Origin of the sequence: Veillonella sp. (assembly GCF_032470285.1) — a bacterium.
In the GTDB taxonomy this organism is placed as follows: domain Bacteria; phylum Bacillota; class Negativicutes; order Veillonellales; family Veillonellaceae; genus Veillonella.
In genome coordinates this window covers 262,204-276,173 of the sequence record NZ_JAWEKP010000002.1, presented here as the reverse complement: position 1 = coordinate 276,173, position 13,970 = coordinate 262,204, and the positions used below count along the sequence as shown (strand labels likewise).

Sequence of the window (13,970 nt, the reverse complement as noted above, 5' to 3'; positions counted from 1 at the left end):
TTCACAGAATCCGAACATTGTTGTATAATGATATTGAATTATTTAGACTTTCATATGGAGGATATAGATATGGCAACTAGTATGGTTATCGGCACTCAATGGGGTGACGAGGGGAAAGGTAAAATTGTTGACTGGATCGCAGAACGTGCGGATGTTGTGGTGCGCAGTCAAGGTGGTAATAACGCGGGTCATACTGTTGTAGTTGATGATAAAGCGTTTGCACTTCGCCTTTTACCAAGTGGTATCTTATACGATAACAAACAAAATATCGTGGGTACTGGTGTTGTTATCGACCCTAAAGTTCTGCTACAAGAAATTGAAGGTCTTGAAAAGCAAGGCAGATCTGCTAAATCCCTTCAAGTTTCCAATCGTGCACATGTAATCATGCCATACCATATCGCTCTAGATACTGCGGAAGAAGCATCTAAAGGGGATGCTAAAATCGGTACTACTAAAAATGGTATTGGTCCTTGCTACGCTGATAAAATCAATCGTATTGGTATCCGTATCTGCGATTTGTATGATATGGAAACATTTAAACAAAAATTAGCGTACAATGTAGAGTTCAAAAATAAAATGCTTACTAAGGTATACGATGCTGAACCTGTTAGCTACGATGAAATCTTAGCGGATTACATCAAATACGCTGAAGCCTTGAAACCTTATGTAACAGATACTAATGCGGCTGTTCTTAAAGCTGTAAAAGAGGATAAAAAGGTATTGTTCGAAGGTGCTCAAGCTACTATGCTCGACCTTGATCATGGTACATATCCATTCGTAACATCCTCTCATCCAATCGCAGGTGGCGCTTCCACCGGCGCTGGTGTGGGTCCTAACTACTTGAAAAACATCTTTGGTGTTGTAAAAGCATATGCTACACGTGTTGGTGCAGGCCCATTCCCTACAGAGCTTCTTAACGAAACTGGCGATAATCTCCGTGAACTTGGTCATGAGTTTGGCACTGTAACGGGTCGTCCTCGTCGTTGTGGTTGGTTAGATCTCATGGTTGTAAAATACGCAGCAGGTCTTAATAGTCTTGATTACTTAGCTATTACACGTTTGGATATTCTTGATACCTTTAAAGAATTGAAGATCTGTGTAGGTTACAAATTGAATGGTAAAGACGTAGAAGGGTTCCCAGCTAACTTAAAAGATCTTGAAGCTTGTGAAGCAGTTTACGAAACATTGCCAGGTTGGGAAACTGATATTTCTGGTATCCGTGAATATGATAAATTGCCTGAAAATGCTCGTAAATATGTAGAACGTATTGCAGAAGTAACAGGCGTGCCTTTAGGCATTGTATCTGTTGGTCCTAACCGTAGCCAAACTATCGATTTAGTAAATGTATTCTAAGCTATACTAATTTGATATAATAGAAAATTTGCATTTGGTAGCATTGATAGAGTGTTATATATTTTAACATTTCTCGCTATGCAATCGATTTATAGAATTATACAGATTAGACCCCTCACAGAGGGGTCTTTTGTATTGAATGGATGTAGAATACAAATGTGGATCCTCTATATCTAATTCTTTAGGTTGCTACAGTAGTGCGGTATATCGAAGTATGCTTTATAGTTATTAAAGCGTGAGCATATCGAGGAATATATAAGGAATAATAGGACGTAATTGTTTTATATACAGAAAAATGTATATCCAAATAAATCTATCAAATAAAAATTTGTTTAAAATATTCATTTTATACAAATAGCTACGTGCTTAAATTAGTTTATAATGAGGCGAAATTTACTTATCTATAATTTTTTTGTATTCATAATAAATTATTAAGATACAAATATAAAGAAAAAAATAGATTTACATTAAGAAATAGTATATAATAGTACCAAGAAGTAGATTGATATTTTTTGATAAGGATCTGAGGAGTTAAAGATATGGTTGAAGTTTCTTACGAACGTTTAGCGACGATTTTTAAGGCATTAAGCGATGAAACAAGATTACACATCATCGATATGTTGTCTTGCAATGAATTATGTGCAGCCGATATTTTAGCGAGCTTCAATTTGTCTCAATCTACGTTGAGTTACCACATGAAAATCTTAATTGATGCAGGTGTAGTTAACTCTCAACGTAATGGTTTATGGACGCGTTACTCCATTAATGAAGCTACATTTGCGGATATTTTAGATATTCTCCCTCAATTATACAAAACTAAAGATGAGTGCATTTGCGCGCAAATTAAATACTGCCGCATTTCTGAGCACGAAAAAGAAGCGTAACAATGAGACGTTGGATTATGCATGTTGATATGGATGCATTCTTCGCGTCCATAGAACAACTGGATCATCCAGAGTATAAAGGCCACCCCGTAATCGTGGGTGGTCTTTCTTCACGTGGTGTCGTAGCTACCTGTTCCTATGAGGCCCGAAAATTTGGGGTTCACTCTGCGATGCCAATCTCGAGAGCCAAGAAACTCTGTCCTGATGGCATTTACGTATATCCTCGAATGGATCGCTATAAAGAGGTGTCGAACCAAATTTTTTCCATCATGAAAGAATTCACCCCTTATATTGAACCTCTATCTATTGATGAAGCCTTTCTTGAAGTGAGTGGCATGTCCACCATGTATAGTGGCCCTAAAGCGCTAGGGCGAGCCATTAAAGATCGTGTATTCGAGAAAACAGGACTTATTATTTCTGCAGGCTTAGCGCCCAATAAATTTCTTGCTAAATTGGCCTCTGATTTAGATAAACCCGATGGTCTTGTAGTCATCCCATACGGTCGTGAAAAAGAGGTGCTGGCGCCTTTGCCGATTAAACGTATTTGGGGTGTTGGTCCTCGGACAGAGAAAATTTTGAAAGCAGGTGGCTTTCACCTGATGCGTGATATTCAGTCTTTGCCTGATGAAAGTAGTTTAATTCCTCTCGTGGGTAATCAGGCAAAGCGCATATGGGAACTGGCGAATGGTATCGACGATAGACCTGTTGAAACAGATCGCAAGATACAATCAATTGGAGCTGAGGAAACTTACGAAGAAGACCTCACCGATGGCCGTGCTATTGAATTAGAATTTAGGTACTTTGCAAACCGTCTATCGAAACGGCTTCGGAGGCGTAACCTTCATGGACATACTGTATCTATCAAGGTTCGGTATGATGATTTTACCACCGTATCACGGCAGAAGCGGCTAGATACACCGTCAGACCAGGAACATGTATTTTTCGAAACAGCATTGATTCTGTGGAATAAATTGATGCAGGATAAGACGAGTAAGCGGCCTAAAGAGTCTAAGAAAGATACGGAACCGTTAGGGGCCACTACAAAGGTAAAGTCTACGAATTTTAAATGTAGTAGTTCTAAAGGGATTACCTGTATGGATCCGCCTGGCCCTATACGACTATTAGGTCTTACTGTGAGTGGTCTCGATGAGGAGGTTCCTATGCAGGACAGTCTCTTTGAATCCCCACAGGATAAAACAGAGGATAAGCTATCTAGTGTGTTAGACTCCTTAGAGTCTAAATTTGGTGAAACCGCTGTCATGAGTGGGGCGTTATGGCAACGCTTTCACGGAGACAATGGAATACGCAGAAAACGGTCAGAGTTGAAAGCGGCAGTGGATGCACAGCCTGATCAAGAGGATGGGGAGTCTATTAATGTTGATGTAGTCTCAACTAAAGAGGCTAATCGGTCTACAATTGCAGATACACACCCATCTATTGAAGGACCTAAAAAGACCGTCAAAAAGGACTTATAAAGATTATATTGAATACTTTCGCTAATATAATTGTTCGTGTTACAATATGGGTGTAGTGTTAATAAATTACCGCAAGAGAGGTATAGATATGAGTTTATTTCGTGTGGCCATTCATTATGGCGTAAACAGCAATGGTTTCTTGTCCTATGATACAGAAACAAAAACAGTGTCCGTAGATTTACCTGAACAAGAGTGGGTTGATAAGGTAATCGCTTACTTGAATAATGAACATGCTATTGAGCATGCTACAGGTCTTGATACGTATGAACGATTGACCGTAAAACCATTAGAATCTTTGGATAATCTTAAGTTAGCTTTAACACGTATGTGGGAAGCGATCGACGTACAAGTTGACTGGAGTCGTCCGGCATAAATTGAATGAAAACACCTTGTGATCTACAAGTTAGTAGAAACAAGGTGTTTTTTGTTTTGCGTATTTTTGTAGGTATATCTTAACAGCATTTAAATATATAACATTGAAATTCTCATTTTAAAATTATAAATGATATCGTGTATACAAAATTTATAAAGGTTTAGGGTTGTTATGTTAAAAAATTTGTGCTATTCTAATTACATATTAATGGATAATAATTATCCATTAATAATTTTTATCGTAATTGAGATATATGATTTAAAAATTATGTAAAGTAAATTACTTTAATTTTGATCTCTAAGTAGGAGTTTGTAACATGAATAATGAAAAGAAACTAACAACCGCCTTTGGCGCTCCCGTACCAGATAATCGCAATTCTGCTACAGCAGGTAAACGTGGTCCTGTATTGATGCAAGATGTTTGGCTCATGGAGAAATTAGCGCATTTTGAGCGCGAAGTGATTCCTGAACGCCGCATGCATGCTAAAGGATCCGGTGCATTTGGTACTTTCACAGTAACTAACGATATTACAAAATATACGAAAGCAAAAATTTTCTCTGAAGTAGGCAAGCAAACGCCGTTATTCGTACGTTTCTCCACCGTTGCCGGTGAGCGTGGTGCGGCCGATGCAGAACGCGACATTCGTGGCTTTGCCGTAAAATTTTATACGGAAGAAGGAAACTGGGACCTCGTAGGTAACAATACACCTGTATTCTTTATCCGCGATCCATTGCAATTCCCTGATTTGAACCGCGCTGTAAAACGGAATCCGAAAACAAATCTTCGCGATGCGACAGCAAACTGGGATTTCTGGACTAGCTTGCCAGAGGCAATCCACCAAGTAACTATCGTCATGAGTGACCGTGGTATTCCTAAATCCTATCGCACGATGCATGGTTTCGGCAGTCATACATACAGTCTTATTAACGAAAACGATGAGCGCGTATGGGTTAAATTCCACTGGGTTTGCCAACAGCCGATTGAAAATCTTTCCGACGCTGAGGCGGCTAATGTGGTAGCTAGTGACCGTGAAAGTCACCAACGTGACCTCTTTGAGGCTATTGAAAAAGGCGATTTCCCTAAATGGAAATTATGCATCCAAGTGATGACCGAAGAACAAGCTAACAATATGCCGTACAATCCATTCGATTTAACTAAAGTATGGTATCATGACGAATTCCCATTGATTGAAGTTGGTGTAATGGAACTTAATCGCAACCCAGAAAATTATTTCCAAGATGTAGAACAAGCTGCATTTGCACCGACTACTATCGTTCCTGGTATCTCTTTCTCTCCTGATAGAATGCTTCAAGGTCGTTTGTTCTCCTATGCGGATGCGCAACGCTATCGTCTAGGGGCAAATTATTATCAAATCCCTGTTAATGCCGCTAAATGCCCTGTAAATATCTATCACCGAGATGGGCAAGGTCGTATAGATGGAAATCATGGGTCTACAATTGGCTACGCACCAAATAGCTTTGGTGAATGGGCTGAACAACCAGAATTTAAAAATCCTCCTCTCGACGTATCTGGCCCAGCCTACCAATATGACTTCTATGAAGACGACTCTGACTTCTTTACACAACCAGGTAAACTGTTCCGCCTCATGAGCCCTGAACAACAACAAGTCTTATTTGATAACACCGCAGCAGCTATGAATGGCGTACCTGATTTTATCAAAGAACGTCATGCAAAACATTGCTACCAATGTGATCCAGCTTATGGCGAAGGCGTTGCTAAAGCCTTGGGTATGAACATCGATTTCAGCGATGTGAAATAAGATTAAAGATATTATTTAAGCAGCATTAAAATAGTTTATCTAAACAATACTAATGCGATAAAAGAACTTTCTTAAACTAACACGAAGCCCCTCCTTGCTATGTAGCTCATAGTAAGGAGGGGCTTTTGTTGTGGAGAGTGTATTTAAATATTACTAATCAAATTTTTTACTTGTTAAGTCTTGATACATGAGCTTAGCAATTTCATATTGTGGATCACCCGGTTGTAGCTGGTGTGTCGGTAGTTTAAATACGGTTTCAGCTATTTCACTTTTCTTGATATCGATGCCTTTTACATCTTCAGAACGACTTATGGAAATCGTATGCGTTGTTGGGTCTATGAAGTACGCATTTACATCGATGCTGAAAGCTTTATTTTCGTCCTTTCTCATGATTGTACGTAGAATCATGGCTGAAATAGCAGTAGTATCATTTTTTCACCTAATAGTTGCTTAGATGTATAGTCCACATAATCTGCATAGACATAAATATCGCCGGGTTTGGCCTTGTCGTAATCTTGTGTGTAGGCCTCTACTAAACGCAAATCGAGTTGTCTCCCAAATGGTTGAGAGAACATTTCGCTTTGTAATGCTCGTGTTTCATTAACAGGTGGATACATAGGTATTGCTTTTAAACCTTTTAGCATATCCGCGCGAGTTTCATTTTTTCGTTTAGCACGACGTTCCGCACTGACCTTGTCTAAGCGTTCACGCTCCTTTAACATGGCCTTTTCTTGTTCTTCTTTAGTTTTGTAGGTCTTTACGGATACAACACGGTTACCGGTCATAGTGACTGTCGAATAGACGGGCTTATCTTTAGTAGGCTTTCCCTTAGAAGCAGCAAGAGTAGATTGGACCATAGCCGGTGTTGCACTTTCGATAGATTTTTTTAGCTCTGGAAGATTGGAGTAATCCATATCAACCATAGCAGTATCTGTGTTTTCGGTAGATTGCACAGGGGCAGCTGCATATGCAGATGATATAGCTAATACAGCTAATAGTGAACTGATAATAATTGATCGTTTACATAGTTTCATTACATATACCTCTCTTTAGTAAGAAATCTCTAATACCATCAATAGCTGTATTATAGCATAGTTTTTGCATAGATAGATTTAAAACTGTACTTATTAACTCCTAAAAGAGCCTAAGCAACTATCTGAATCGAATCGATTTATGGTATGGTGCATAGGATCTTTTTTTGCTTTTAGAAATATACAAATTTTAAAAGGATTTTAGTATAACTATGTAGAATTATATGATGTGTTGAATTTACACGAAATGTTACATGTGAATAGGAGGCAGTTATGAAATCTAGTAGTTTGGCATGGTATGTGGCGGTGGCTTGTATTGGAGGAAGCCTTTGTATAGGGCCTGTGGTACAAGCGGATTCTCCGACTAAGGTAAAAATGAATAGCTCTGTTTCTGCTGCTGTTGTAATGCAGGCTCAATCAGTTCAGCCTGTTACTGTTACAGCAGTTAAGAATGATGGAGTTAGTGCTACAACAAATCATACAGTAACTAATAATGTAGTAGCTAATGATGTAGCGGCACAGGAAGCCCTCAAGCAAAAGCAACAGTACCAAGCCGAAACTGAAACGATGGGCTTGCTATGGATGCGTACCTCTGCAGAGTACAGAGCGTTGGCGTATCAAGGGTATAATGTGGCAATGAATGCCGTTAAGATGGCCGTTACTGATCCATCTCATCAAAGAAAACCTTTAGCTATCGTTCTTGATGCGGACGAAACCGTAGTGGATAATACCAAGTTGATGGGTGAAAGCATTGTAAATGGTAATGGCCGTTTTGATGCTCCTTGGTGGCGTCAAGCCGTGCATCAAGGCAAATCGCAAGCCATGCCTGGCGCTGTTGAATTCCTAAATGAAGTACATAAACAAGGGGTAGAAATCTTCTATGTTTCAAACCGCTACGCACCTGTAAACCTTGATGTAACGATACAGAACTTTAAAGAACTAGGATTCCCCTCTGTCGATAAAGACCATGTACTACTATTCGAAAAAGACTCTGATAAACAACCTCGCTTTGATATGATTGCTAAAAAATATTATGTCATTGTATATATGGGCGATAACGCCGGTGATTTCCCAATCGGCACAAAAGGTAAGACACTAGCTGAAAGAAATAGCATCATCGATGCTCATAAAGAAGACTTTGGTACTACCTTTGTGGTATTCCCAAACCCTGCTTACGGATCTTGGGTAAGTGCATTAGCTAAAGGCTACCAAAACTTCAGCCCAGAAGAACAAAAACAAGTAAATAACCAATACCTACAACAATAAGGACGCCTTGCGTATACTTTATTAAAAACGATATAATAAAGTATACATGCGTCTATAGCTCAGTTGGATAGAGCGGCAGTTTCCTAAACTGCGTGTCACTGGTTCGATTCCGGTTAGGCGCACCAATTAAAATCTATTAGACATAAGGCTTTAAATGCCTTGTGTCTTTTTGTTTTACCATTTAATATTGTTATAAATAGGTAACCTTGTATTTATAGTCTATTTTTTATATTATAAAAAGATTGATAGTATTTTTGTATAATGAAGGGTGTAAATAAACAATTTGTACAATTAATTATTATGGACCCATTTAGGAAGGATAATATAGTGTTAGAAACGAAGTTATATAATGAAGATTGTATAGTAGCAATGAAAAAAATTGATACAAATTCTATTGATCTAATCATCACAGATCCTCCTTATAATTTGGGAAATTTTATGAGAAACCGCGATACGAATCTTAGTAAAATGAGAGATAATTTTTTTGGATCAGCAGGCTGGGATGATATGGACTTTTCGGAATGGGAAAAATCTATGGATTGTTTTTTTGAAGAGTCAGCTAGAGTTATAAAAAAAGGCGGTTCAATGATTGTCTTTATGGCTATTATAAAGGTAGAGACAATTATAAGATTAGCTCAGAAGCATGGATTTTATTATAAAACAACGGGGATTTGGCATAAAACTAATCCTATGCCAAGAAATATGAACCTACATTTTGTGAATTCTACAGAGGCTTGGATATATTTTACGTATAAAAAGAGAACGGGTATTTTTAATAATCAGGGAAGACTTATTCATGATTTTATCGAAACTTCGGTTACCCCTAATGGTGAGAGACGATATGGGAAGCATCCTACGCAGAAACCCGAAATTCTAATACAACACTTTATTGATGTTCTATCTAATGAAGGGGATTGTGTACTTGATCCATTTATGGGAAGTGGAACTACAGGTGTTGTAGCACAGAAAAATAATCGACAATTTATTGGAATTGAGTTAGATAAAAAGTATTTTGATATAGCTGTTTCTAGAATAAAAGGATGACTTATGGAACCAACTGTTATAGATTTATTTGCAGGCGTAGGAGGACTTTCATTGGGATTTGAGATGGAAGGGTTTGATATATTATTAGCAAATGAGTTTGACCAATCAATTGCGACTGCATATAAGGAGAATCATAAGAGTACAAACGTTGTTGTGGGCGATATAACGTCTTTAGATTTGAGTAAAGTATTTGGAGAATATGTTAATAAAATAGATGTAGTAATAGGTGGACCACCTTGTCAAGGATTTTCACAAAAGGGTAAAAGAAAAACAATAAATGATGAAAGAAATTTTTTATTTAAACATTATGTTGAAGTAGTAAAATTCGTAAAGCCTAAGTATTTTGTAATGGAGAATGTTCCTAATTTATTAACAGCAGAGAAAGGTTTCTTTCTTAATGAAATTAAGGGGTTGTTTAAGGGCTATGGATACTCTATACGATATGGCGTTCTGAATGCAGCAGACTATGGGGTACCACAAAATCGTAGAAGAGCCATTATTATTGGAAAATATTTAGCGACTCCACCTGAATTGCCCCTACCTTGTAAGCAAAAGGTCACTATTTGGGATGCGATAAGTGACTTAGCATATCTTGAATCTGGTGAAGGTGAATTTGAACAGGAATATCGAAATTCACCTAAGAGTGATTATGAAAAGAAAATGCGTAAAGGATCTAAAATCCTATATAATCATATGGCAACAAAACACTCTGCATTGGCATTAGAGCGTTTATCATTGATTCCTCCAAATGCGGGGAAAGAAATACTTCCGAAGGAACATATTACGAAGTCTGTATATAGTGGGACTTGGAGTAGAATGAAACAGAATGATGTAGCAGTAACAATAACAACTAGATTTGATACTCCTTCCTCTGGAAAATTTACTCACCCATTTTTAAATAGAGCTATTACCGTCAGAGAGGCGGCTAGATTACAATCTTTTCCTGATACTTTTAAGTTTATTGGCAGTAAAATGTCCCAAATGAAGCAAGTTGGAAATGCTGTTCCGCCGTTATTAGCTAGAAAAATAGCACGTGTAATTATGAATGATATAAAGAGAGATAATAATGAATAGACCAAACCCCTTGAATATATATCCTGATATTGATTTAAAATTAGGTATAAAATCTTCATTCCCTAATATTAAAAGTGCTTTAGCTATGATTATTTTCCTATGGGTCGTTTCTGATTCTCCAGGAGAATTAGAGTATTCAGTTCAGGATAAGGATCAGATTATTTTAACTAATGATTTAAATGAAAAAATAATTAGTATGATAGATACTTTTGAAATTATAAGTATTGATAAAGATAATCTATTGAGTAATCTTAATGCAAACCCAATATTTACAGCGCAAATAGAATCTTTAATTGTTGCTTTTGAGTTGATTTGGAGATTGGCTAAAGTTGAATTTTTAGATAGTTCTAAGCCTTATAGTGCTGAAAGAACTGGAAGGGTTAGATACCCTAAAAAATTAATATATACAATCAATATAGACATTATTAATTCTTTGATTGAAACTGATAGAGAGTTATATTTAGGTGTGTTGTTATATTGGTTGGGTATTGAAAAAGATTATAGTCAACAAGATAATTATGCTAACCGTTTGAAACAAGCAGAAAAGAATTTGATAGAGTTAATAACTGTATTATCTGAACCTGCTGTATTTAAACTTGTAGATAATAATAAGGATATTATTTTTAATTTGGATAGCATATATAGAAAAATTCTCGATGCTAATGGACCAATAGATATTAATGGTGATGAAGAGCCTAAGGGCTCATTAAGAATATTAAAGTCATTGTTAAAGGATAACTTAAATTCGTTTTTAGAGTATTCCAATAATGTAGTTGATATTGTGCCTGATAAAGATATTGATTTACAGAAATATGAGAGCAGAGTTAGATGTTTTTTGCGGTTATCTTCTAACAATATTAATATTAGTTACTCCAATCAATTTAATATAGACTCAGCTATTAGCTCAAAATTAGATGAGCCTATCTATATAGATAATAATATATCTAGACAAAGAATTTTTTTTGGCGCACCAGGGACAGGGAAATCTTATGCATTAAAGCTGGAAGCAGAGGCTCTAGTTAGCAATAATGATGAACAGATTGAAAGAATAACATTTCATCCAGATTATACATATGCAAATTTTGTAGGTTCTTATAAACCGATTATGAAGACAAGTAAATTTGATGGATTAGATGAAGATACGAAAAATGTTATCTCAGTATTACTAGATGAGACTAAGACTACACAAGAAAAATATGATACTCTTGTAGAAACCTTTCAAAATAATAATGATTTGACACGGTTACCTGCTCTTTTAGGATTATATTTTGATGATGAGTTTACAACGATTAAGCAAGATGGGACTCAGGCTGCTAAGAATAATTCAGTTGAACGAAATCATGGACGAGCATTAAGAAAATATGTCCAGTTGTTATCAAAAGATTCATATAAAGAAAAAATTTCATATGAATATGTGCCGGGTCCGTTTATGCGACTCTTAGTAAAAGCATTAAAAAACCCTCATAAACCTTACGTATTAATTGTAGAGGAAATTAATCGTGCTAATGTTGCAGCTGTGTTTGGAGATATATTCCAATTGCTTGATCGAAATGATAATGGGGAAAGTGAATATAGTATAACAACAAGTGATGATATGAGACACTTTTTAAAAAGCCAGCTTGTGGGCAAATATGATGTTAATACTATCAAAATACCTTCGAATATGTTCGTCTGGGCAACTATGAATAGTGCAGATCAAGGTGTATATCCTATGGATACAGCGTTTAAACGGCGTTGGGAGTTTTCCTATTATGGACTTGATGATGGAGAAGATAAGCTATCTGATCTTGGGGTACGGCCAAGATTTAAAGTCGGAAAATCGGACAAGTTGATTTCTTGGAATGGGTTGCGTAAGGCAATTAATGATGAGTTGTCTACTGAAAGTTATAACATTAACGAAGATAAATTAATGGGGCCATTTTTTTTGAAAGAATCTGCATTACAAGATAATGATAGCTTTAATAAAACCTTTAAAAATAAGGTGTTAATGTACTTGTTCGATGATGTAGTTAAACAAAAACGTCGATTATTTTTTAAATGTGAAACTAGTAGTAGATATTCTTCTATTTGTAGTGCTTTTGATGAAGTTGGAATTGGAATTTTCCCCGAGGGAGTTGTTAATTCTAAATGGTTAAAGAATACAGAAGAAACAATAACTGAAAATAGTGAATCGAAGGTTGTAGAAGTATGAAGTCGGTTTACATCCGCGAAAGAAAACTTTATACAAAGTCAGAACTGATGGAGTTGTTTTCTGAGTTAGATGCTAATCAATTAAATATATTTATAAGTAATCTTAAGGCTTATGGGATTTTAAAGCTGGTTAAAGGAATATCTAAGCATTTAGAATTATCTAATCTTGTTATTTTAGATGATTATTTATTTTGGGAAAGTGATAATCAAGATAGTTCATGTTATATCTTTAACTATGTAGGAATTATAATTGTTGATGGGTATTTGTTATGTTGTTATCCCAAGTATCTACTTTCACATGATAAGATAGAGGATAAAACTGAATGTAGGCAGTTATTAAAACAGGTTCTTAAGGTATTACATCGATATAATACAAATACTCAGTCTATACAATTATATTGTGAAGGTCTCCAAGCATCATCATTTAGTAGATTATCACTAATTATAGCTTTGTTAGATGATTATTTCCAAAATGGAATTTATATTAATACACAGAATGTACATGAATTTAATGGTGTTGGAGAAATTAATTGGAATCGAACTATTAACTTTATTCACCCCATGTGGCAAGAGGAAGAGCCTTATTATATAAATTTATGGACACGCAAAAATACAATTGATGATAAAAACTTCATTCAACGAATTCATGAGTGTTTGCTTACTCATTGTAGTCGTGAACTTGAAGAACTGACATTACTTGAATTATTAGATATACAAGGTGTTGATTTGACAGATCTTTTGTTAGAGGATTTGGGCGATAAAGAATATCTTCTTCATCGTATTTCTAATGAACTTAATATTGAATTTAATTCGAGAAAACAGTATGTACTGAAGCTCATGTCAGCATTGATAATGGAATACTCATCTGTAAGTGAGGCTAATAATATCAATTTATTTGGGACTAATAGTTTTAATCTAGTATGGGAATGTGTTTGTGCAGATGTTTTTGATAATAAGTTGAAAGTACCTTTATCATCATTACCTTTACCACAACCGGTAAAGATTCCTAATAATATATTAGATACTAAACCTAAGACTTTACAGGATTTAATAGAACGCCCCAAATGGATATCTACAAAGAATAATATTGCTTTTTCAGATACTCTTATACCTGATTTGATCTCTGTAGAGCAATATGGGAATGGATATAGCTTTGTTATATTAGATGCTAAGTACTATACAATACGATTAGAAAATAATAAGATAAATGGTCAACCAGGAATTGGGGATATCACAAAACAATATTTATATCAATTAGCCTATAAAGATTTTATTGAGTTAAATGAAATACAACATGTAAAAAACTGTTTTTTGATGCCTACGGAAAAAGATGATATTACTCATATAGGCTATGCTCAGTTAGAGATGCTCAATAAAATAGGTTTAGAATGTATTCAAGTGCGAGAAATTCCTGCGCATATAATGTTTGAATATTATTTGCAAAGAAGAAAAATGGCTATTAGCAGATTGCATTTGTAAAAGTAAAAGTTAAATTATATC

12 protein-coding genes and 1 tRNA gene are annotated in these 13,970 nt (G+C 35.8%); 11 read left to right on the top strand and 2 right to left on the bottom strand.

Annotated features, from left to right (window positions below):
• The first annotated feature begins 69 nt into the window (after nucleotides 1-69).
• From E7B10_RS03770 to E7B10_RS03750, 5 genes are all read left to right on the top strand, one after another.
• Complete coding sequence (locus E7B10_RS03770) at nucleotides 70-1,353, top strand: adenylosuccinate synthase (protein WP_008602060.1); 1,284 nt, start codon at nucleotides 70-72, stop codon at nucleotides 1,351-1,353.
• Between the two features lie 539 nt (nucleotides 1,354-1,892).
• Nucleotides 1,893-2,237 carry a helix-turn-helix transcriptional regulator gene (locus E7B10_RS03765; protein ID WP_004694570.1) on the top strand — a complete coding sequence of 115 codons (345 nt, stop codon included), beginning with the start codon at nucleotides 1,893-1,895 and terminating at the stop codon, nucleotides 2,235-2,237.
• A gap of 2 nt (nucleotides 2,238-2,239) precedes the next feature.
• The gene (dinB, locus tag E7B10_RS03760; RefSeq protein WP_316055501.1) at nucleotides 2,240-3,712 is read left to right on the top strand and encodes a DNA polymerase IV; all 1,473 of its coding nucleotides are present in this window, start codon (nucleotides 2,240-2,242) and stop codon (nucleotides 3,710-3,712) included.
• An 88-nt stretch (nucleotides 3,713-3,800) separates the two neighbouring features.
• Nucleotides 3,801-4,085 carry a hypothetical protein gene (locus tag E7B10_RS03755; protein WP_004694573.1) on the top strand — a complete coding sequence of 95 codons (285 nt, stop codon included), beginning with the start codon at nucleotides 3,801-3,803 and terminating at the stop codon, nucleotides 4,083-4,085.
• 316 nt (nucleotides 4,086-4,401) lie between these two features.
• Nucleotides 4,402-5,865: a catalase gene (locus E7B10_RS03750; protein WP_012864949.1), complete on the top strand. Its 1,464-nt coding sequence runs from the start codon at nucleotides 4,402-4,404 to the stop codon at nucleotides 5,863-5,865.
• A 153-nt stretch (nucleotides 5,866-6,018) separates the two neighbouring features.
• Here E7B10_RS03750 and E7B10_RS03745 read toward each other — a convergent pair whose 3' ends face one another.
• Nucleotides 6,019-6,273 (bottom strand): hypothetical protein, encoded by a 255-nt coding sequence (locus E7B10_RS03745; RefSeq protein ID WP_316055500.1) that lies wholly within the window; start codon nucleotides 6,271-6,273, stop codon nucleotides 6,019-6,021.
• Complete coding sequence (locus E7B10_RS03740; RefSeq protein WP_316055499.1) at nucleotides 6,270-6,899, bottom strand: hypothetical protein; 630 nt, start codon at nucleotides 6,897-6,899, stop codon at nucleotides 6,270-6,272. Before E7B10_RS03740 ends, E7B10_RS03745 begins: the two co-directional genes overlap by 4 nt.
• A 270-nt stretch (nucleotides 6,900-7,169) precedes the next feature.
• On the opposite strand from E7B10_RS03740, the gene E7B10_RS03735 reads away from it, so the two are divergent.
• The 6 genes from E7B10_RS03735 (at nucleotide 7,170) to E7B10_RS03710 (ending at nucleotide 13,949) form a co-directional block, all read left to right on the top strand.
• Nucleotides 7,170-8,162, top strand: a complete 993-nt coding sequence (locus E7B10_RS03735; protein WP_077707801.1) for a 5'-nucleotidase, lipoprotein e(P4) family — start codon at nucleotides 7,170-7,172, stop codon at nucleotides 8,160-8,162.
• Between the two features lie 48 nt (nucleotides 8,163-8,210).
• A tRNA-Arg gene (locus E7B10_RS03730) sits at nucleotides 8,211-8,287 on the top strand.
• A 202-nt stretch (nucleotides 8,288-8,489) separates the two neighbouring features.
• Entirely contained in the window at nucleotides 8,490-9,206 is a 717-nt protein-coding gene (locus tag E7B10_RS03725) for a site-specific DNA-methyltransferase (RefSeq protein ID WP_077708639.1), read from the top strand.
• A gap of 3 nt (nucleotides 9,207-9,209) precedes the next feature.
• Entirely contained in the window at nucleotides 9,210-10,280 is a 1,071-nt protein-coding gene (locus E7B10_RS03720; protein WP_024062607.1) for a DNA cytosine methyltransferase, read from the top strand.
• A complete protein-coding gene (locus tag E7B10_RS03715) occupies nucleotides 10,273-12,471 on the top strand; it encodes an AAA family ATPase (RefSeq protein WP_077707800.1) in 2,199 nt (732 codons plus the stop codon). The genes E7B10_RS03720 and E7B10_RS03715 overlap by 8 nt, the downstream gene beginning before the upstream one ends.
• The gene (locus tag E7B10_RS03710; protein ID WP_077707799.1) at nucleotides 12,468-13,949 is read left to right on the top strand and encodes an LlaJI family restriction endonuclease; all 1,482 of its coding nucleotides are present in this window, start codon (nucleotides 12,468-12,470) and stop codon (nucleotides 13,947-13,949) included. Before E7B10_RS03715 ends, E7B10_RS03710 begins: the two co-directional genes overlap by 4 nt.
• Nucleotides 13,950-13,970: the final 21 nt, after the last annotated feature.

Excerpts from the sequence above, each read along its gene's own strand:
- E7B10_RS03770 (WP_008602060.1), top strand. The coding sequence starts at position 70 with ATGGCAACTAGTATGGTTATCGGCACTCAATGGGGTGACGAGGGGAAA.
- E7B10_RS03765 (WP_004694570.1), top strand. The coding sequence starts at position 1,893 with ATGGTTGAAGTTTCTTACGAACGTTTAGCGACGATTTTTAAGGCATTA.
- dinB (WP_316055501.1), top strand. The coding sequence starts at position 2,240 with ATGAGACGTTGGATTATGCATGTTGATATGGATGCATTCTTCGCGTCC.
- E7B10_RS03755 (WP_004694573.1), top strand. The coding sequence starts at position 3,801 with ATGAGTTTATTTCGTGTGGCCATTCATTATGGCGTAAACAGCAATGGT.
- E7B10_RS03750 (WP_012864949.1), top strand. The coding sequence starts at position 4,402 with ATGAATAATGAAAAGAAACTAACAACCGCCTTTGGCGCTCCCGTACCA.
- E7B10_RS03745 (WP_316055500.1), bottom strand. The coding sequence starts at position 6,273 with ATGATTCTACGTACAATCATGAGAAAGGACGAAAATAAAGCTTTCAGC.
- E7B10_RS03740 (WP_316055499.1), bottom strand. The coding sequence starts at position 6,899 with ATGAAACTATGTAAACGATCAATTATTATCAGTTCACTATTAGCTGTA.
- E7B10_RS03735 (WP_077707801.1), top strand. The coding sequence starts at position 7,170 with ATGAAATCTAGTAGTTTGGCATGGTATGTGGCGGTGGCTTGTATTGGA.
- E7B10_RS03720 (WP_024062607.1), top strand. The coding sequence starts at position 9,210 with ATGGAACCAACTGTTATAGATTTATTTGCAGGCGTAGGAGGACTTTCA.
- E7B10_RS03715 (WP_077707800.1), top strand. The coding sequence starts at position 10,273 with ATGAATAGACCAAACCCCTTGAATATATATCCTGATATTGATTTAAAA.
- E7B10_RS03710 (WP_077707799.1), top strand. The coding sequence starts at position 12,468 with ATGAAGTCGGTTTACATCCGCGAAAGAAAACTTTATACAAAGTCAGAA.